This window comes from Streptomyces sp. NPDC101118, from assembly GCF_044759445.1.
Classification (GTDB): domain Bacteria; phylum Actinomycetota; class Actinomycetes; order Streptomycetales; family Streptomycetaceae; genus Streptomyces.
Genome location: NZ_JBIVZG010000011.1, coordinates 80,100 through 99,591, shown reverse-complemented (window position 1 = coordinate 99,591; position 19,492 = coordinate 80,100). Strand labels below are relative to the sequence as shown.

The following is a 19,492-nucleotide window of genomic DNA, read 5'->3' as shown; positions in this document are numbered from 1 at the left end:
GCGGCCTCCTGTCGAGGAATCGGCCGAAGAGTGTCATGGTGGATCGGTGCCGACCACCGTATCGCTGCCGGACGACTGGCCCGCACACCCGGACCAGAGCCTGGCGCTCAACCGGATGGGCAGCTTCGACTGGGACCTGGTCACCGGGCTCATGCACATGGACCCGGCCGCACACGAGGTCTTCGACGTCCTGCCGGCCGAATACGACGGGCACCCCGAATCCCTCGCCCCCCGGGTGCCGCCCGCCGAGGCGGTCCGGCTCGACGCGCTGGTCTCCAGCGCCCTCAAGTCCGGCTCCGACAGCTACGGCGCCTACTTCCGCATCCGCTGCCGCGACGGCCGGCACCGCTGGACCCACACCCAGGGCCGGGTGATGCGGGACGCCGACGGCCGCCCGTACCGCATCATCGGCATCGTCCGCGACGCCACCGAGGAGCTGAGCCACTCCGCCGAGCGCCTCGGGCTCGACGAGGAGCGCCGCCGGCAGACCTCGGTCGTCGAGGGCACCACGGCGGCCCTCGCGCACGCCCGCACCGTCCAGGACGTCATCGACGCGCTCAGCGACAGCCAGGGCCTGGAGCGCCTCGGCACCATGGGCATGGTGATGGGCCTGGTCGAGTCCGGCAGCCGGATCCACCTGGTCGCAGAGGGACCCGAGGGCAGCTTCGTGCCCGGCACCCGCTACACCCGGATCGACGAGGGCTACCCGATGAGCGAGGTGGTCCGCTCGCTCCAGCCGCGGTTCATCGAGTCGGCCGAGGAGTTCGCCGAGGGCTACCCGATCCTCTGGGACAAGATCGCGTACATGGAGATCTCGGCCGCCGCCTACCTGCCGCTGATCGCCCAGGCCCGGCCGATAGGCGCGATCGGCCTGCTCTACCAGGACAAGGACGGCTTCACCCAGGACGAGCGGAACCTGCTGGTCGCACTCGGCAGCAGCATCGCCCAGAGCCTCCAGCGGGCCATGCTGCTGGAACAGGAGCACGAACTGGCCGAAGGCCTCCAGCAGGCGATGCTGCCGCGCCGCATCCCCACCGTCCCGGGGGCCCAGATCGCAGTCCGCTACCGGTCCGCGCGCATGGGCCGCGACATCGGCGGCGACTGGTACGACGTCATCCCCCTGCCCGGCGGCCGGGTCGGCGCGGTCATCGGCGACGTCCAGGGCCACGACACCCACGCCGCCGCCGTGATGGGCCAGCTCAGGATCGTGCTGCGCGCCTACGCCTCCGAGGGCCACGCGCCCGCCACCGTGATGGCCCGCGCCTCCGGCTTCCTCCACGAGCTCGACACCGACCGCTTCGCCACCTGCACCTACGCCGAGGCCGACCTGACCACCGGCGTGGTCCAGCTGGTCCGCGCCGGGCACATCGACCCGCTGCTGAGTTCCCGCGACGGCGGCGTGCGGCGGGTGCCGGTCGAGGGCGGCATGCCGCTCGGCCTCTCCGCCGAGTTCGGCCGCCTGGAGTACCCCGTCACCACCGTCGAACTCGACCCGGGCGAGACCCTGCTGATGTGTACCGACGGCCTGGTCGAGCAGCCGGGCGCCGACCTCGACGACGGCATCCAGGCGCTCACCTCCCAGATCCAGCGGGGCCCCGCCGAACTCCAGAGCCTCGCCGACCGGCTCTGCGAGATCGTCGACGAGCGGGGCGGCGACGACGACATGGCGCTGCTGCTGCTCCGCCGCCGCGTCGAGGAGACCCCGCGCGGGGGCGGCCGCCTCCAGCAGCACGTGGCCCAGAACGACCCCGAGGCCCTGATCTCCGCCCGCCACATGATCGGCGCCGCGGTGCGGGCGTGGGGTGCGGGGGAGCGGACCGACGAGATCGAGCTGGTCGCCGACGAGCTGATCGTCAACGCCCTGATGCACACCGAGGGGCCGGCGATCGTCACCCTCCGGGTCCTCACCGGCCCGGAACGCCGCCTCCGCGTCGAGGTCGAGGACCGCTCCAGCGCCCTGCCGCGCCGGCGCGAGGCCGGCGAATCCGGCGTCTCGGGCCGCGGGCTGATGCTGGTGGACCGCCTCGTGGACGTCTGGGGCGTGGAGTCCCGCGGCAGCGGCAAGTGCGTGTGGTGCGAGTTCGTCATGGACTGACGGGCCCCGCCCCCCGGCCCCGCCCCGCCGGCCTCGCCGCTGCCGGCCGGTGCTGCGCTGCCACTGGCCCGCCGGCCCGCCGGCCCGCCGCCCCCTCGCCCCGCGGCCGGGCGGCTCCCCGGCGCGCCGCGCGCGGCTCCGTGCGGCAGGCTGGGTTACATGCCGGAACTGCCGGAGGTCGAGGCCCTGAGGGACTTCCTCGACGAGCACCTCGCCGGCCGGGTCGTCGAGCGCGTCTGGCCCGCCGCCGTCAGCGTGCTCAAGACGTACGACCCGCCGCTGACCGCCCTGCACGGACGGACCGCCGGGCCCACCGCCCGGCACGGCAAGTTCCTCGCGCTCTCCTTCGGCGACCTGCACCTGGTCACCCACCTCGCCCGGGCCGGCTGGCTGCGCTGGCAGGACACCCTGCCCGCCACCCCGCCCCGACCGGGCAAGGGACCCCTCGCGCTGCGCCTCGCCCTGGAGGGCGGCGGCGGCTTCGACCTCACCGAGGCCGGCACCCAGAAGCGCCTCGCCGTGTACGTGGTCCACGACCCGGCCGAGGTGCCCGGCATCGCCCGCCTCGGCCCCGACCCGCTCGCCGAGGGCTTCGACCGGGACGCGTTCGCCGCGCTCCTCACGGGCGAACGCCGCCAGATCAAGGGCGTCCTGCGCGACCAGAGCGTCATCGCCGGCATCGGAAACGCGTACAGCGACGAGATCCTGCACGCCGCCCGCACCTCCCCCTTCAAACTCGCCGCGAAGCTCGGCGAGGACGAGGTGACCCGCCTCTACGAGGCCGTGGAGAGCACCCTCGCCGAGGCCGTCGAACGCTCCCGGGGCGTCGCCGCCGGACGGCTCAAGGCGGAGAAGAAGAGCGGACTGCGCGTGCACGGCCGCGCGGGGGAGGCCTGCCCGGTGTGCGGGGACACCATCCGCGAGGTCTCCTTCGCCGACTCCGCACTCCAGTACTGCCCCACCTGCCAGACCGGCGGGAAGCCGCTGGCCGACAGACGCCTCTCCCGCCTGCTGAAATAGGCCGTTTACACTGCGCGGCATGCTGCGCGCGCTGGCCGTCGACGACGAGAAACCCGCCCTTGAGGAACTGCTGTACCTGCTGCGGGCCGACCCGCGCGTGCGCAGTGCCGAGGGCGCCAACGACGCGACCGGGGCCCTCCGGCGGATCGGCCGCGCCCTGGAGGCCGGGCCCGACAGCCCCGACGCCATCGACGTGGTCTTCCTCGACATCCACATGGCCGGGCTCACCGGCCTGGACGTGGCCCGCCTGCTGTCCGGCTTCGCCCGCCCCCCGCACCTGGTGTTCGTCACGGCCCACGAGGGCTTCGCCGTCCAGGCCTTCGACCTCAAGGCGGTGGACTACGTGCTCAAGCCGGTACGCCGCGAACGCCTCGCGGAAGCGGTACGGCGGGTCTGCGACCAGCACGTCCAGCACGCCCGGCAGGCCCCGGGCCCCGGCACCGCCGCCGAGCCGGCCGGTCCGCCGGCCCCCGGGGCCGCCAGGATCCCCGCCCAGCCGCCGGCCGACGGGCAGATAGCCGTCGAACTCGGGGGCGTCACCCGCTTCGTGCCGGTCGACGACATCGCGTACGCGGAGGCGCAGGGCGACTACGCCCGCCTGCACACCGCCGCCGGCAGCCATCTCGTCCGCATCCCGCTGTCCACCCTGGAGGAGCGCTGGGCCGCCCGCGGCTTCGTGCGCATCCACCGCCGCCACCTGGTCGCCCTGGCCCGCATCGACGAACTGCGGGTGGACGCCGGGGCCACCACCGTCCGCGTCGGAGCCGCGGAACTGGCCGTCAGCCGCCGCCACGCCCGCGAACTGCGGGACCTCCTGCTGCGCCGGGCGCGGGGCTGACCGGTGGCCGCCGACAGCCCGGACCGGCCCCCGGTCCCGTGCGGGGACCACCCCGCCCCGCACGCGCCGCACGCCGGAGCCCCCGCGCCGCACCCCGGAGCCCCCGCCCCGCGCGGCGAGGCGCCCGTACCGGACGCCGGAGCCCCCGCCCCGCGCGGCGAAGCCCCCGTACCGCGCCGCGAGACCGTCACCGGCGTGCCCCTGCCCGCCCGCCGCCGGGCCCCCGTGCCCACCCCGGCCCGCTCCGAGATCACCGAACAGACCTCCCTCGGCGCCACCTACGTACGGGCCCTGATGCGCAGCCAGCTCCGCACCGCGCTCGCGGCCCTGGCCGCCCTCGTCCTCCTCGTCGGCGGCCTCCCGCTGCTGTTCGCCCTCCCGCACACCTCCAGCGGCACCGCGCCCGCCCCGCTGGTCTGGGCCGTGCTCGGGGTCGCCGTGCACCCGGTGATGTGGCTGACCGCCCGCTGGTACGTACGCCGCGCCGAGCGAAACGAACGCGACTTCACCACCCTGGTCACCGACCCGGCCGACCGGAACGAGGGCCGCCCGTGAACCAGGCCCACGCCGTCGCCGCCGTCACCGCCGTGGTCCTCGGCACCCTCCTCATCGGCGGCCTCGGGCTACGCATCTCCCGGACCACCTCCGACTTCTACGTCGCCTCGCGCACCGTCGGCCCCCGCCTCAACGCCGCCGCCATCAGCGGCGAGTACCTCTCCGCCGCCTCCTTCCTCGGCATCGCCGGCCTGGTCCTGCTCCAGGGGCCGGAGATGCTCTGGTACCCCGTCGGATACACCGCCGGCTACCTCGTGCTGCTGGTGCTGGTCGCCGCCCCGCTCCGCCGCTCCGGCGCCTACACCCTGGCCGACTTCGCCGAGGCGCGCCTCGAGTCCGCCGCCGTCCGCCGGCTGGCCGGCCTGTTCGTCGTGGGCATCGGCTGGCTCTACCTGCTCCCGCAGCTCCAGGGCGCCGGCCTGACCCTGCACATCCTGACCGGCGCCCCCGACTGGGTCGGCGCACTCGTCGTCGGCGTGGTGGTCACCGGAGCGGTCGCGGCCGGCGGCATGCGCAGCATCACCTTCGTCCAGGCCTTCCAGTACTGGCTGAAGCTGACCGCCCTGCTGGTGCCCGCCTTCTTCCTGCTGGCCGCGTGGGCGGGGGACGGCGCCCCACGAGCCCGGTTCGCCGAACCGCCCCACTTCCGCGAGCAGTCGGCCGTACGCGTGGCCGACACGGTACGGCTGGACCTCGCCGCGCCGCTCACGGTGACCGTCACCGGCCGCGTCGACGGCCGGGACCACCGCGGCCGGCCCGTGGACCTGGCCGCCGGCCCCCACCGCGTCGAGGCCGGCACCGTCCTGGAATTCCCCGAGGGGGCGCGCGTCCCCGAGCGTGCGGCCCCCTCGGGGACCACCGGCACGCAGTGGTCGCAGCCGCTCTCGGGCAGCCGCGAGGAGCACCCGCTCTACGCCACCTACGGGCTGATCCTCGCGACCTTCCTCGGCACCATGGGCCTGCCGCACGTGGCGGTCCGCTTCTACACCAGCCCCCACGGCACCGCCGCCCGCCGCACCACCCTCGTGGTGCTCGGCCTGATCGGCACCTTCTACCTGCTGCCGCCCGTCTACGGCGCGCTCGGCCGCATCTACGCCCCCGAACTCGCCCTGTCCGGCAGCGCCGACGCCGCCCTGCTGGTGCTGCCCGAGCGGATGGTCGGCGGCGTGGCCGGGGACCTGCTGGGCGCCCTCCTCGCCGGCGGTGCCTTCGCCGCCTTCCTGTCCACCGCGTCCGGCCTGACCATGGCGGTGGCCGGCGTGCTCACGAAGGACGCGCTGCCCCGCCGGCTCCGGTTCCGGCGCCGGGCCGCCGCGGGCCTGCGGCCCCCCGGATCCGGGGTGCGGGCCTTCCGGCTCGGGACGGTCGTGGCCATGGCGGTGCCGCTGCTGGTCAGCCGGTTCGTGGTGAACGTGCCGGTCGCCGACGCGGTGGGGCTGGCCTTCGCCGTGTCGGCCTCCTCCTTCTGCCCGCTGCTGGTGCTGGGCATCTGGTGGCGTGGGCTGACCGCGCCCGGTGCCGCCAGCGGGCTGTTGGTCGGCGGCGGGGCGGCGCTGACGGCCGTGCTGGCGACCCGGGCCGGGGTGCCCGGCGGGGGCTGGGCGCACACGCTGCTGGCCTGGCCGGCCGTCTGGTCGGTGCCGCTGGGCTTCCTGACGATGGTGGCCGTCTCCCTGGCCACCCGGGACCGGGTGCCGGCCGGGGCGGCGGCCACCCTGACCCGGCTGCACCTCCCGGAGGGGCTGCGATGACGGGCGAGGTGCTGGCCGGGCTGGTCCTCGGGGGCCTCGCCCTGCTCGCCGCGGGGGCGGTACTCGGCCGCTGGTGGGCGGTGCGCGGCGACCGCCGCGGCTCGCTGGACCTGGGCACCCCGGTCGAGCGGGCCACCTTCCACACCCTGCACACCGCCTCGCTGGCCGCGCCCCCGCTGCGCGGCGGGCTCACCGAGGACACCGCGCGGAAGGCGGTGCGGCGCCTGCGGCCGCTGCTCGGCACCGAGGCGCTCTGCCTGACCGACCGGGACGCGGTGCTGGCCTGGGACGGGCCGGGCGCCGGGCACCACGTCGACGTGGTGATGGGCAAGGTCGCCGCGCCGCTCGACTCCGGGCGCAGCATCGCCGTCGAGACCGGCTGCGCCGATCCCGGCTGCCCGCTGCGCTGGGCGGTGATCGCCCCGCTCACCGGCGAGGAGGGCGTGCTCGGGGCGCTGGTGGCCTACGGTTCGCGCGAGTCGGCGGTGCTGGTGCGGGCCGCGACCGAGGTGGCCCGCTGGGTGTCCGTACAGCTGGAACTGGCCGAGCTGGACCTGTCCAGGACCCGGCTGATCGAGGCGGAGATACGGGCCCTGCGCGCCCAGATCTCCCCGCACTTCATCTTCAACTCCCTGGCCGCCATCGCCTCGTTCGTCCGCACCGACCCGGAGCGTGCCCGTGAACTGCTGCTGGAGTTCGCCGACTTCACCCGCTACTCCTTCCGCCGGCACGGCGACTTCACCCAGCTCGCCGACGAACTGCGCTCCATCGAGCAGTACCTGGCGCTGGCCGGTGCCCGGTTCGGTGACCGGCTGACCGTCACGCTCCAGGTGGCGCCCGAAGTCCTGCCGGTGGCACTGCCGTTCCTGTGCCTCCAGCCGCTCGTCGAGAACGCCGTCAAGCACGGCCTCGGCACCTCGGTGGCCGAGTGCCGGATCACGATCGCGGCGCGGGACGCGGGCGACGAGGCGGTGGTGACCGTCGAGGACAACGGGGTGGGTATGGACCCGGCGGCGTTGCGGGCGCTGCTCGCGGGCGAGGGGCCCGCCCCGTCCGGGATCGGGCTGCGCAACGTGGACGAGCGGCTGCGGCAGGTGTACGGCGACGCGTACGGGCTGGTGATCGAGACCGGGGTGGGCGCGGGCATGAAGGTGACCGTCCGGGTGCCGAAGTACCGGGCGGGGGTGCACCCCGGCGCGGGGGCGGCCGTACCGCCCGGGTGAGCGCGGGGGCGGCCGGTACCGCCGGCCGGGCTCGGGGCGGCCGGTACCGCCCGGCAGGGGTGCGCGGCGGGTCAGAACAGGTGCATCGCCAGGTGGCCCAGCGGCAGTCCGAGCTGCCAGGCGGGGGTCCAGACCCGGACGCTCTCGTCCAGGCCGGCGCCCTCGCGGCGGGCCGGGTCCAGGTTGGTGGCGTACAGCTCGGTGCGGTCGAGCCAGCGCCAGGCGGCCCGGGCCAGTTCCAGGTCGGCGTCGTCGCCGCCGCGGTCCCGTGCCTCCTCGCCGAGCTGGAGGAACCGGGTCTGCACCCAGTCGCGCCAGGGGTGCCCGTACGCGGTGAGCGAGAGCCACTCGTCGAGCTGGGAGACCACGCGGATGCCGGACAGCTCGCCGGCCGCGTCGGAGAGGTAGATGGTGAGGGCGAGGGTGTCGCGGCCGGCCCGGAACTCCAGGGTGCTGACGGGGATCAGCCGTCCCGTGCGCAGGAGTTCGTCCGCGATGTACTCGGCGTAGAGCCATGCCAGGGGCACCGCGATCCCACCGTCACTGGTGCCGTTACCACCCTCGGGGCGCACCGTTCCACCTTCTCCCGCGTGTCGAGCCTGCCGCCGTCTGCCCCGAGCCTTCACGCAGCGGCGGGACGGGCGGGGGACGTTTACTCAACTTGAACGGTCTGATGGCAAATTCGATGCGCCCTGGGCACAGTCTGCTCATGACTCCGGCCGGATTCTGGACGGACGGCGCGGCGCCCGGTGCTCAGGCGCCGAGCCCGTACCCCGGCAGGCCCTTCCGCAGGGCCCGCAGGGCGTAGTACGTACGGGACTTGACGGTACCCGCGGGAATGCCGAGCACCTGTGCGGCCTCCGAGACGGAACGGTCGCGGAAGTAGACCTGGACCAGCACCTCGCGGTGTTCGGGGCCCAGCGTGCGGACCGCGCGGCGCACGTCGATGGCGGTCAGGGAGGTCTCGTACCGGTCCTCGGGGGCGGGCCGCTGCTCCAGTGCCTCGGCCTCCACCTCCTGGGGGCGGGACAGGCGGGCGCGGCGGGCGTCGATGGCCAGCCGGCGGCCGACGGTGAACAGCCAGGGCCGCATCGAGGCGTGCTCGCTCTGCCAGGCCTCGGGGTGCTGCCAGGCCCGTACCAGGGTCTCCTGGACCAGGTCCTCGGCGCGCTGGGCGTCGCCGTGGGTCAGGCCCAGCAGGAACCCGAACAGGGCCCGGCCGTGCTCGCGCTGGAGTTCGGCCAGCTCGTCGGCGCCAGTGCGCCGGAGGGTGACGGTGTGGCTCACCGGAGGGCTCCTTCCCGGGCGGCCGAGTGGGCCGGATGGACCCACCCTGACCTGCGGGTGGGGCCGCGGGAACCGCCGGGCGGCGGCGGCGCGCCCAAGGGCGCCGGGAGGGCCGCCGGGCGGGCGGCCGGTGCGACGAACGGTCCGAACGGTGCGGTGAACGGTCGCGCGGTTCGGCCGTTCCGGTGACCGGAACGGCGCCGTTCCTTGACTTCGCGCCGCGGGTTCTGTGGATTCGAGATTCAGAACATCCGATAGTCCTACAAATGGGAGTCTGGTCCTATGGGGTCGACGGGTTCGGGTTCGGGTTCGGGTGTGGGTTCGGGTTCGACAGGTTCGGGTTCGAAGGACACCACCCCCGGGGGGACACGCGGACGCACGCCGGGACGCACGCGCCCGCCCGCGCGGCGGGCGGCCGCCGCCCTCGCCGTCGTCCTCGTGACCGCCGGCACGGCCGGCTGTTCCGCGGGACAGGGCGGGGCGCAGGCCCGACTCGCCGGCCGGCAGTCGCCCTCCGCGGGCGGCAGCACGGCGGGCTCCCCGGCGGCCCGCGGCTTCACCCTGGTGGCCAGCGGCGACGTCCTGCCGCACGATTCGGTCATCCGGCGCGCCCAGGCCGACGCGGGCGGCGAGGGCTACGACTTCAGGCCGATGTTCTCCCTGGTCAAGCCGCTGGTGGCGAAGGCCGACCTGGCGCTGTGCCACATGGAGACCGTGTACGGGCCCGACGGCGGCCCCTTCACCGGCTACCCCGCCTTCAAGTCGCCGCCGCAGGTGGCGGCGGGGCTCAAGGACGCCGGCTACGACGGCTGCTCCACCGCGTCGAACCACACCCTGGACGACGGCGCCGACGGCGTGCGCCGCACCCTGGAGGCCTTCGACCGGGCGGGCCTGGGGCACGCCGGCTCGGCCCGCACCGCCGAGGAGGCCCGCAGGGTCACGACGTACCGGGCGGGCAGCGCGAAGGTCGCGCACCTGGCGTACACCTTCGACACCAACGGCTACCCGATGCCCGACGGGCAGCCCTGGGCCGTGAACCTGACGGAGGAGAAGAAGATCGTCGCCGACGCGCGGGCGGCCCGGAAGACGGGCGCGGACGTGGTCCTGGTCAGCCTGCACTGGGGCACCGAGTGGCAGACCGAACCGGACGCGAAGCAGCTGGCCCTGGGCCGGGCCCTGACCGCGTCGAAGACCGGCACCCGGCCGGACGTGGACCTGATCCTCGGCACCCACGCCCACGTCCCGCAGGCCTACGAGAAGGTCAACGGGACCTGGATCGTCTACGGCATGGGCGACCAGGTCGCCGGCACGATGATCAACTACTCCGACCAGGTCGACCCCCGGGGCAACTACGGCTCCCTCGGCCGCTTCACCTTCGCGCCCCCGGCGGCGGCGGGGGAGCGGTGGCGGGTCACCAGGGCGGAGTTCGTCCCGCAGCTGATGGACCTCGACGCGGGCAAGGTGGTGAACCTGCCCGAGGCGCTGGCGAAGGACCCCGGCCGGGACGACTACGAGACGGCCCGGGACGCGATCCGTGAGGCGGTGCTGAGCCGCGGCGCGGCGAAGGACGGCCTGGTCATGGGCCGCTGACCGGCCCGGGCCGGAGGGAACCCCACGTCAGAACCCCCACGGGCTGAGCTCGACGACGCCCGCGAACAGGTGCTCCCACACCTCGGAGGCGGGCGACTCGCCGTCCACCGCGAGCGGTTCGAGGGCGGCGGCCTCGCGCAGGAAGTCCCGCCTGCCGTCCTCGCCCGGGTACGCGTCCCAGCAGGCGCCCATGAAGCGGTACACCGCCTCCAGCAGCCGCACGAAGGTCTCGGTGTCCCGGGCGAAGGGGAACGGCCCCTCCCCGTTGCGGACCATCGACACCGCGCCGGTCACGGGATGGACCAGCACCCGGCCGCTGTCGGCGTACGCCAGCTCGAAGGTGCCCAGGTGCAGCAGGCCGTTCCCCTCGGGCTCCAGCCCGTGCGCCTTCCCGCCGGCCCAGGCCAGCGTGAAGGTGACGACGCCGGAGGCGAACCAGGTCGGCAGCCCGGCCGTGACGGCCAGCTGCCGCGTGGGCCCGTGGGTCAGCGCGGCGGGCAGCTGTCCGGGGGTGAGCAGCACCATCCCGTCCGCGTCGAACGCCTCCTCCAGGCGGGCGGCGGACAGGGCGGCCTCGCCCGGCGCGGGCCCGGCGAACCACGGCCCGCCCCCGCCCCAGGACACCGCCGCGGAGCCGGCCGCCCCCGTACCCGCCGCGGCGTTGCGCTCCAGGACCACGACGCCGCGCGGCTCCTGGAACAGCACCCGGCCGCCGCCCAGGGGTACGGGCGCCTCCCACGTGCCGGGCCGGTGCAGGCCGTCGTCGTCGCCGTCCGGCCCGAACAGGACGTCCCCCTCGACCCCGGCGTCACAGGGCCGCTCGGAGAACTCGCCGGCGGCGGGCGCGGGAACGCGTTCGCCCGTCGCCGGATCGAGCCAGCGCTCCGGCGTCCACTGCGACCAGAGCCTCAGCACGAGCCGGCCGTCCGAGGCCTCGTGCACCTCGACGCCGGCGTCACCGCTCAGGTTCGGTGCGGCCCGGTACGCGCCGACCGGGCGCCACCAGGCCCAGACGGTCCGCCACGGCATGGCCGGCTCGGCCTCGGCGACCAGGCCGGCGTACGCGTCGTGGCCCAGCACCTTCGCGCCGAAGTGCAGCCAGGAGGCGAACTCCGCCCGGGACACCGCGGCCCCGTCGAGGACCGTGACGGCCTGGGCGCAGGCCTCGCGTCCCGCCCCGCCGCCCGCAGCGGGCAGGTCCCGGAGGGCCCCGGGGCCGGCGGCGAGCAGGACGGCGGGGGAGGCGAACAGCGTGTCGGGATCATCGCGGGTCATGCGGACATGCTGCCAGGGCCCGCCGACAGCACCGCCCGCGCGGTGCGGGCCGGGCCTCCGAGGGCCCCCGGGGCCCGGTTCCTCCGCCGCGCGCCAACCCGCGCCCCTGCCTACAGTGCGAATCATGAGTGTCACGGTGGAGCAGACGCAGGGCACCAGGAACCGCTTCCTGAACCGGGTGCCGGACGCCTTCGGAGCCTTCTTCGGCACCATCGGACTGCTCTGCGTGCTGCTGGCCCTCTCCCCGGTGCTCCGGCGCGTCCTGCGGCCCGTCGTGGACTTCCTCGACGCCGTCCTGGTCCCGGTCAGCGCCAACCTGGCCTACGCCGTCTTCCTCTTCCTGCTCGCCGCCGCACTCGGCAGCCGCAAGAAGGTGGCCTGGTGGGTCGTCGTCGGCTACCTGACCCTGCTGGTCCTCAGCGACGCCGCCTTCCTCGCCGAGGGCTGGTACTGGTACTCGGTCCCGTCGATCATCGCCGCCGTGGCCGCCCTCGTCCTGCTGGTCACCGCCCGCAGCGAGTTCTACGCCGCCTCGCGCCACGGCGCGGTGTGGCGGGCCCTGCTCGTCCTGGGCCTCGGCCTCCTGCTGGCCGTCTTCCTCGGCTGGGCGCTGGTCGCCATCTGGCCGGGGACGCTGCCCCGCTCGCAGTGGCTGGACTGGGCCGCCAAGCAGGTCTTCGGCGGCCTCTTCTCCGCCCGCCAGTTCGACGGCCGGCCGCCCCGGCCCGTGTACTTCTTCTGCGGCCTGTTCGGCGCCCTGGCCCTGCTCAACGCCGCCGCCACGCTCTTCCGCTCCCAGCGCCTGGAGGCCGCGCTGCACGGGGACGAGGAGCCGCGCATCCGGGCGCTGCTGGGCGCGTACGGCCGCAACGACTCGCTCGGCTACTTCGCCACCAGGCGCGACAAGGCCGTGGTCTTCGCCCCCAACGGCAAGGCGGCCGTCACCTACCGCGTCGAGGCCGGCGTCTGCCTGGCCTCCGGCGACCCGGTCGGCGACCCCGGCGCCTGGACCGCCGCGGTCAACGAGTGGCTGGCCGTCGCCCGCCGCCACGGCTGGCAGCCGGCCGTGATGGGCGCCTCCGAGGAGGGCGCCACCGCGTACGCCCGCTCCGGCCTCGGCGCCCTGCAGCTCGGCGACGAGGCGATCCTGCACGTCGCCCACTTCGACCTCGACGGCCGGGACATGCGCGTCACCCGGCAGGCCGTCAACCGGGTCCGGCGCGCCGGGTGCACCACCGTGATCCGCCGCCACTCCGCCCTCACCGAGGAGGAGATGCGCCGGATCGTCGACCGGGCCGATCGCTGGCGCGACACCGAGACCGAACGCGGCTTCTCCATGGCCCTCGACCGCCTCGGCGACCCGCAGGACGGCGACTGCCTGCTCGTGGAGGCCTTCGACGGCGAGGGCGGCCTGATCGCCCTGCTCTCCTTCGTCCCCTGGGGCAAGGACGGCATCTCCCTGGACCTGATGCGCCGGGACCGCAAGGCCCCCAACGGCGTCATGGAGTTCATGGTCGCCGAGCTGTGCGCGCACGCCCCGAAGCTCGGGGTGCGCCGCGTCTCCCTGAACTTCGCCGTCTTCCGCTCCGTCTTCGAGGAGGGCGGCCGGATCGGCGCGGGACCGGTGCTGCGCCTGTGGCGCAGGCTGCTGCTGTTCTTCTCCCGCTGGTGGCAGCTGGAGGCGCTGTACCGGTCCAACGTGAAGTACCAGCCGGAGTGGTACCCGCGGTTCCTCTGCTACGGGGACGCCGGCTCCCTCGCGCGCATCAGCCTCGCCTCCGGCATCGCCGAGGGCTTCGTCTCCGTACCCAGCCTGCACAGGCTCCGGGGCCGGGGGCGGCCCGGCGCCGGCGCCGCCGCGGCCCCCGCCACCACCGCGGGCCTGCCGCCCATCGACGCACTCGGCCTGGCGGAGGAGGGCGCGGCGGACGCCGGCACCGGTTCCGCCCTGCCCGAGCAGGTCCGGGTCCGCCACCTCAAGCTCGCCCGCCTCCAGGCCGCCGGCGTCGACCCGTACCCGGTCGGCATCCCCGAGCGCACCCACACCCTCGCGGAGCTCCGCCGCGCCCACCCCGGCCCGGCGCCGGACGCGCGGACGGGCGAGGAGGTCACCGTCGCCGGGCGCGTGATGGTCGTACGCGACCTCGGCGGCGTCGTCTTCGCCGGCCTGCGCGACTGGTCGGGGGACCTCCAGCTGATGTTCACGCGCGACGGGTCCGGCGCCGACGTACTGGCGGAGTTCACCCGCACGGTCGACTTCGGCGACCACGTCGTCGCCACCGGCGAGGTGGGCGCCAGCCACAGCGGCGAGCTGTCCGTCGTGGTCCGCTCCTGGCAGCTCACCGGCAAGTGCCTGCGCCCGCTGCCCGACAAGCGCAAGGGCCTGGCCGACCCCGAGGCCCGGGTGCGCCGCCGCTACCTCGACCTGGTCGCCAGCCCCGAGGCCCGCGACGTGGTCAGGGCCCGGTCCGCCGCCGTCCAGGCCCTGCGCCAGGGCCTGCTCGACCGCGGCTACCTGGAGGTCGAGACCCCGATGCTCCAGCAGATCCACGGCGGCGCCAACGCCCGCCCCTTCACCACCCACATCAACGCCTACGACCTCGACCTCTACCTGCGCATCGCCCCCGAGCTGTACCTCAAGCGGCTCTGCGTGGGCGGCATGGAGAAGGTCTTCGAGATGGGCCGCACCTTCCGCAACGAGGGCGTCTCCTACAAGCACAACCCCGAGTTCACGATGCTGGAGGCCTACCAGGCCTTCGCGGACTACGACGTGATGCTGGACCTCACCCGCGAGCTGATCCAGGGCGCGGCCCTGGCCGCCCACGGCACGCCGACCGCCCGCAAGGCGGGGCCCGACGGCAGGCTCGTCGAACACGACATCTCCGGGCTGTGGCCGGTGAAGACCGTGTACGGGGCGATCAGCGAGGCCCTCGGCGAGGAGGTCGACGCGGACACCGCGGAACCGGCGCTGCGCCGGCTGTGCGACACCGCCGGCGTCCCGCACACGCCCGAGGACACCCGGGGCGACGTGGTGCTGGAGATGTACGAGCGGCTGGTGGAGGAGAAGACGAAACTCCCCACCTTCTACAAGGACTTCCCGACCGACGTCTCGCCGCTGACCCGCCAGCACCGCAAGGACCCGCGCCTCGCCGAGCGCTGGGACCTCGTCGCCTTCGGCACGGAACTGGGCACCGCCTACTCCGAGCTGACCGACCCGGTGGAGCAGCGGCGGCGGCTGACCGCGCAGTCGCTGCTGGCCGCGGGCGGCGACCCGGAGGCCATGGAGCTGGACGAGGACTTCCTGGACGCCCTGGAGTACGCCATGCCGCCCACCGGCGGCCTGGGCATCGGCGTGGACCGCCTCGTCATGTTCCTCACGGGACGCACGATCCGGGAGACGCTGCCCTTCCCCCTGGTGCGCCGGGGCTGACCGGCGCCCGGAGAGGCGCCGCTCGTACGCCCGGACCTGCTGCTCGTACGCCTGGACGTACGGAACCGGCCAGCCGGGCGCACGGCAATCGGCCAGTGCGCCAAGAGGGTGCTTTCACCCCCTTGACCAGTGTTGATGAACGCCCCACGCTGTCTGGCGTGCGAGCAATTGATAATGAAATCGGATGAAGTGCTTCCGGGGCGGCGGGGCCTGCTGCGCACCGCCGTGTTCCTCGGAACCGCCGTCGCCGCCGGACTGCTGACGGGCGGCCGGGCCGGCTCCCCGGGCGGCACCCAGGGCCCCGCCGGCGCAGCCGGTGCCCCGGCCGCCCCCGTGCGGATCCCGGGCGCCGCCCCGCCGAATCCCGGGCCCCCGCAGGCCGTACGGCCCCAGGTGCCGTCCACGTACCGGCTCAGCCCGATGACGGCCGAGCTGCCGCCGCGCCACCGGCCCGCGAAACCGCCGGTACGCGTCCGCCCGCTGCTCGACGTGCCCGCACTCGGCCGGAACATGGTCCTCACCTTCGACGACGGGCCCGACCCCCGGTACACGCCCGGCATCCTCGACACCCTGCGCCGCCACGACACGCGCGCGGTGTTCTTCGTCTGCGGGGAGATGGCCGTCGAACACCCGGACCTGCTGCGCCGGATGACCGACGAGGGACACGTCATCGGCAACCACACCTGGACCCACCCGCTGATCCCGAAGCTCAGCCGGCCCCGGCTGACCTGGGAGATCGGCCACACCAGCGAGATCGTCGAGAAGACCGTCGGGGAGGCCCCCGTGTGGTTCCGCGCGCCGTACGGGGCCTGGAACCGGGCGGCCTTCGAGATCGGCGCCGACCTCGGCATGGAGCCGCTCGCCTGGACCGTGGACACCCTCGACTGGAAGGAACCCGGCACCGCCACGATCATCGGCCGGGTGCTGCGCGGCGCGGCCCCCGGCGTCGTCGTCCTCTCGCACGACGCGGGCGGCAACCGCGCCCAGAGCGTGGCGGCGCTGCGCACCTACCTGCCCCGCCTGCTCGACCGCGGCTTCGAGATGACGCTGCCGCAGCTCCCGCCGCGCCGCTGAACCCGGCCGGGGGTGCCGCACGCCCGGTACCCCCGGCCGGCCCTTCAACTCCGTCCCGGCCGGAGGCCGTCGGCATGGGGTAGGTTGCCCGGCATGACCGAACACGGCACCGGCGTCTGGCCGCCCGCCCCGCTGAAGACCGAGCGGCTCGTGCTCCGCGAGTCCGCGGCCCGGGACCGCGCGGCGTTCATCGAACTGTTCGCCTCGCCCGAGGTCGGCGCCCACACCGGCGGCGCCCGGCCCCGCGAAGAACTGGAACGCGCGGTGCCGGAGGTGCCCGGGCAGCGCCTCGGACTCTTCGTCGCCGAACTCGACGGGGCGATGGCCGGCCTGGTCACCCTCGACCGGCGGGACCCGGAGCGCCCCGGCCGCGTGCGTCCGGAGGGCGGCGAGGCCGAACTCGGCTACCTGTTCCTGCCGCGGGCGTGGGGACGCGGCTACGCCGCGGAGGCGTGCGAGGCGGCGCTCGACTGGTTCGCCGGCGCCTTTCCCGGCGAGCCCGTGGTGCTGACCACCCAGACCGCCAACGACCGCGCGATGCGCCTCGCGTCGAGGCTGGGCTTCACCGAGGTGGAGCGGTTCGAGGAGTACGGGGCCGAGCAGTGGTTCGGCGTACGGGAGGCCGCCGGCACCCCGTCGGGCCCCCGCGCGTGAGCGACGGGCCCGCCCCGGCCCCCCGGTACCTCGGCGGGTACCGGGAGCTCGACCACGGGAACCCCGGCGGCCCCTCGCTGCGGGACGCCGTGCGCGACCGGCCGGGGCCCGACGAGGCCGGGCTCGTCCGGTACCTGCGCGCGGGCGCCGTACTGGCCGCCGCCACCTCGGACGTGTACGACGTCCTCGCCCCCGGGCACGAGCGCATCGACGGGCTGCGGGTCCTCACGGACGGCGCCTGGTGCTGGTACTCCGATCTCGCGCACTACGTGGAGCGTTACCACGTCGCGCTGGACGAGGAGTTCGTCCGGCGCGCCCGGGAGCACGGCTGGACCCCTCCCGTCCCGACGGAGGACGACCTGAGGCGCCTGGAGGAGGGCCCGCCGGAGGACGCCGACGAGGACGCGTAGGGGGCCCTGTCCGGGGGTGGCCCGCCGCGGCTCAGCGGGTGTCCACCATGCGCGCGAAGACGACCACGTTGCCGTCGTAGCCCCGGGCCTTCGAGTAGCCGCCGCCGCAGGTGATCACCCGGAGCTCGGGGTGGCCGGTGTCCCCGTAGACGCGGGCGCCGGGGAAGTCGTGCTTCGAGAACACCTCCACGCCGTACACCTCGAAGACGGCGGTCCGCCCGTCGTACCGGCTGACCTCGATCTGGCTGCCCTTGCGGACCGAGCCGAGGCCGTAGAAGACCGCGGGGCCCTGGGCGTTGTCGACGTGGCCCACGATCACCGCCGACCCGCGCTGCCCGGGCGCGATGCCGTTGAGGTACCAGCCGGCCAGGTTCGGGTCCTGCGGGGGCGGGGCGTCGATCCAGCCCTCGGCGTCGAGGCCGACCGACATGACGGGCGCGTCGACGTTGATCGACGGGATGCGGATCCGTTCCACCGTCGAGTGCTCCAGCGCCTCCAGGTCGGCCGGCGGCACGGGCGCGGCGGTGGCCGCGCTGTCGGAGGAGGCGCTCACGGCGGCGGCCGCGGCGGGCTGCGGCGGGCCCGGCTCCACGTTCGCCCCGTTCCTGATCATGGCGAGGCCGGTGAGCATGACCAGCGCCAGGACGCCCCAGGGGGACCGCTTCCTCGGCTGCCCGGTCTCGTCCTCGGTCATGGCTCTCCCTTCCCGACGCGGGATCCGGATTCCCGCGTTCTCTTCCCCCTCCTTCCCGCACGCTAAGTCGGGTCGGACGGGAAGGCGAGGAGGAAGGTGCGAACGGGTGGCCCCCGTCCGGAAGGGGTGCGTCCATCCGAGTAATTGTCAGACAAGCATCTGATGGGTCGTGACCTGGGGATCCGTCAGATCCGGGCGCCCGCGGCCCGGCGTGTCGCCTCCGTCGGGCGGACCAGGGCGAAATGCGGCGGATGGTGCGTCCGGTGATGGTTCGTCATGGGAGGCGTTCTCGTCGATCAGCCCGGGCCACCGGTCCGGGGCGCTTCCCGCTGGAGGTTCCACCATGCGTGCTTCACGCGCTGTGACGGCGGCCGCCGCGGCCTTCGCCGTCCTCGGACTCGCGACACCCATCGCAGCCGCGGGCGGTGCTCCCGGCGGCGGGCCCACGAACATCACGGTCAACCCCTTCTCCGTGCACCAGGGCTCGACCATGCAGGTCAGCGCCTCGGGCTGCCACCAGGGCGGCACGGTCTTCTCGCCCGGCAACTTTCCCGAGACCGCCCTCTCGCCGGGGGCGATCGGCTTCGCCACGGTACGGATCTTCAACCACGCCGTGCCCGGCCGGCACACGCTCTCCGTCCGCTGCAACGGCAGCAGCCTCGTCGGCACCCACCAGTTCCAGGTCCTCGACGGCCGCGGCGCCCAGGGCGGCCTCGGCGGCTCCTTCGGCCCGACCGCCACCGAGACGGCCATCGGCGCCGGCCTCGTGGGCACGGCGGCCCTGGGCGCGGGCATCCACCTGATGCGCCGTCGCCGCGCGACCCGCGGTCGCGTCTGACCGGCCGAACCTCCCCGGTCGGATCGCGGAACCGCCCGTCGCCCCCGAGTCCAGGCCTGGACTCGGGGGCGACGGGCGTACGGAGCTCCCGCGCGGGGGCCGTCGGCGGGGGCGTCAGTGGCGGCGGGCGCCCGAGCGGCGGCGCACCACGTACGCCGTACCCGCCGCGGCCACCACGAACAGCCCGGCACCCGCGGCGATCTCGCCCGGGGACATGCCCGAAACGCTGCCGCCGAGGCCGCCGCGCACGCCCCGGGAGACCGCGGTGGACAGGGTGGTGGGCCGGACGGTGCCGCCGGCGATGGTCAGATCGGCCGAGCCGTTCTCGTTGTTGCAGGTGAACGTCACCGAGTACACCGCGCCCGGGCGGGCGTCGCGGTCGACGGTGACGACCACGCTCTGGCCGCGCGGAATGCTCACCGCGTCGAAGACCCCGGACGAGGCGGTCGCGAAGGCCGCGTCGCAGCCGCTCACCGACAGCGTGGTGCGGCCGCCCGGCGCGACGGTCGAGGGGGTGATGGCGAAGCCGAACGAGGTGATCGGCTGGGCTTCCGCGGCGGTGGCGGCAGGGGCCCCGAGCGCGAGGGCGGCTCCGGTGGCGGCCGTGGCGAGCAGTGCGGCGGAAGCGGTGCGTATCGCACGCATGTCAGTCCTCCGGGTCCCGAGGAGCATCTGCGGAACCGTTTCCACATGTGGGGGGATGTGCGCCTCGATGTCCGCCACGCTAGGTGCGGCCCCGGTGACCCGCGATCAGAATC

At 74.9% G+C, this 19,492-nt stretch carries 17 protein-coding genes; 12 read left to right on the top strand and 5 right to left on the bottom strand.

The window, feature by feature from the left end; translation table 11 throughout:
- Positions 1–46 precede the first annotated feature (46 nt).
- From ACIQUQ_RS19315 to ACIQUQ_RS19290, 6 genes are all read left to right on the top strand, one after another.
- The gene (locus ACIQUQ_RS19315) at positions 47–2,095 is read left to right on the top strand and encodes a SpoIIE family protein phosphatase (RefSeq protein ID WP_403977196.1); all 2,049 of its coding nucleotides are present in this window, start codon (positions 47–49) and stop codon (positions 2,093–2,095) included.
- A gap of 159 nt (positions 2,096–2,254) precedes the next feature.
- Positions 2,255–3,115 (top strand): Fpg/Nei family DNA glycosylase, encoded by an 861-nt coding sequence (locus ACIQUQ_RS19310; RefSeq protein ID WP_403977194.1) that lies wholly within the window; start codon positions 2,255–2,257, stop codon positions 3,113–3,115.
- A gap of 19 nt (positions 3,116–3,134) precedes the next feature.
- The gene (locus tag ACIQUQ_RS19305) at positions 3,135–3,953 is read left to right on the top strand and encodes a LytR/AlgR family response regulator transcription factor (protein ID WP_403977192.1); all 819 of its coding nucleotides are present in this window, start codon (positions 3,135–3,137) and stop codon (positions 3,951–3,953) included.
- Between the two features lie 195 nt (positions 3,954–4,148).
- Entirely contained in the window at positions 4,149–4,508 is a 360-nt protein-coding gene (locus tag ACIQUQ_RS19300; protein WP_403977416.1) for a hypothetical protein, read from the top strand.
- Positions 4,505–6,259 carry a cation acetate symporter gene (locus ACIQUQ_RS19295; protein ID WP_403977190.1) on the top strand — a complete coding sequence of 585 codons (1,755 nt, stop codon included), beginning with the start codon at positions 4,505–4,507 and terminating at the stop codon, positions 6,257–6,259. The genes ACIQUQ_RS19300 and ACIQUQ_RS19295 overlap by 4 nt, the downstream gene beginning before the upstream one ends.
- A complete protein-coding gene (locus ACIQUQ_RS19290) occupies positions 6,256–7,482 on the top strand; it encodes a histidine kinase (RefSeq protein WP_403977188.1) in 1,227 nt (408 codons plus the stop codon). The genes ACIQUQ_RS19295 and ACIQUQ_RS19290 overlap by 4 nt, the downstream gene beginning before the upstream one ends.
- A 71-nt stretch (positions 7,483–7,553) precedes the next feature.
- Here the strand turns inward: ACIQUQ_RS19290 and ACIQUQ_RS19285 are convergent, their stop codons facing one another.
- Positions 7,554–8,054, bottom strand: a complete 501-nt coding sequence (locus ACIQUQ_RS19285; protein ID WP_403977186.1) for a hypothetical protein — start codon at positions 8,052–8,054, stop codon at positions 7,554–7,556.
- Positions 8,055–8,235: 181 nt separating this feature from the next.
- Positions 8,236–8,769, bottom strand: coding sequence for a sigma-70 family RNA polymerase sigma factor (locus ACIQUQ_RS19280; protein WP_403977184.1), 534 nt, complete (start codon positions 8,767–8,769; stop codon positions 8,236–8,238).
- Positions 8,770–9,207: 438 nt separating this feature from the next.
- Between ACIQUQ_RS19280 and ACIQUQ_RS19275 the strand changes: the two genes are divergently transcribed.
- The gene (locus ACIQUQ_RS19275) at positions 9,208–10,359 is read left to right on the top strand and encodes a CapA family protein (RefSeq protein WP_403977182.1); all 1,152 of its coding nucleotides are present in this window, start codon (positions 9,208–9,210) and stop codon (positions 10,357–10,359) included.
- Positions 10,360–10,386: 27 nt separating this feature from the next.
- Here the strand turns inward: ACIQUQ_RS19275 and ACIQUQ_RS19270 are convergent, their stop codons facing one another.
- Positions 10,387–11,634: an SUKH-4 family immunity protein gene (locus ACIQUQ_RS19270; RefSeq protein WP_403977180.1), complete on the bottom strand. Its 1,248-nt coding sequence runs from the start codon at positions 11,632–11,634 to the stop codon at positions 10,387–10,389.
- Positions 11,635–11,758: 124 nt separating this feature from the next.
- Here ACIQUQ_RS19270 and lysX point away from each other — a divergent pair, with 124 nt between their 5' ends.
- From lysX to ACIQUQ_RS19250, 4 genes are all read left to right on the top strand, one after another.
- Positions 11,759–15,064 carry a bifunctional lysylphosphatidylglycerol synthetase/lysine--tRNA ligase LysX gene (lysX, locus tag ACIQUQ_RS19265; RefSeq protein ID WP_403977178.1) on the top strand — a complete coding sequence of 1,102 codons (3,306 nt, stop codon included), beginning with the start codon at positions 11,759–11,761 and terminating at the stop codon, positions 15,062–15,064.
- A gap of 174 nt (positions 15,065–15,238) precedes the next feature.
- Positions 15,239–16,138: a polysaccharide deacetylase family protein gene (locus ACIQUQ_RS19260; protein WP_403977176.1), complete on the top strand. Its 900-nt coding sequence runs from the start codon at positions 15,239–15,241 to the stop codon at positions 16,136–16,138.
- Positions 16,139–16,231: 93 nt separating this feature from the next.
- Positions 16,232–16,792, top strand: coding sequence for a GNAT family N-acetyltransferase (locus tag ACIQUQ_RS19255; RefSeq protein WP_403977174.1), 561 nt, complete (start codon positions 16,232–16,234; stop codon positions 16,790–16,792).
- Complete coding sequence (locus tag ACIQUQ_RS19250) at positions 16,789–17,202, top strand: hypothetical protein (protein ID WP_403977172.1); 414 nt, start codon at positions 16,789–16,791, stop codon at positions 17,200–17,202. The genes ACIQUQ_RS19255 and ACIQUQ_RS19250 overlap by 4 nt, the downstream gene beginning before the upstream one ends.
- A 31-nt stretch (positions 17,203–17,233) precedes the next feature.
- Here the strand turns inward: ACIQUQ_RS19250 and ACIQUQ_RS19245 are convergent, their stop codons facing one another.
- On the bottom strand, positions 17,234–17,896 hold the full coding sequence (locus ACIQUQ_RS19245; RefSeq protein WP_399941858.1) for a class F sortase: 663 nt from the start codon (positions 17,894–17,896) through the stop codon (positions 17,234–17,236).
- Between the two features lie 343 nt (positions 17,897–18,239).
- Between ACIQUQ_RS19245 and ACIQUQ_RS19240 the strand changes: the two genes are divergently transcribed.
- The gene (locus ACIQUQ_RS19240; RefSeq protein ID WP_399941860.1) at positions 18,240–18,734 is read left to right on the top strand and encodes a hypothetical protein; all 495 of its coding nucleotides are present in this window, start codon (positions 18,240–18,242) and stop codon (positions 18,732–18,734) included.
- Positions 18,735–18,848: 114 nt separating this feature from the next.
- Here ACIQUQ_RS19240 and ACIQUQ_RS19235 read toward each other — a convergent pair whose 3' ends face one another.
- On the bottom strand, positions 18,849–19,379 hold the full coding sequence (locus tag ACIQUQ_RS19235; RefSeq protein WP_403977169.1) for a hypothetical protein: 531 nt from the start codon (positions 19,377–19,379) through the stop codon (positions 18,849–18,851).
- Between the last annotated feature and the right edge of the window lie 113 nt (positions 19,380–19,492).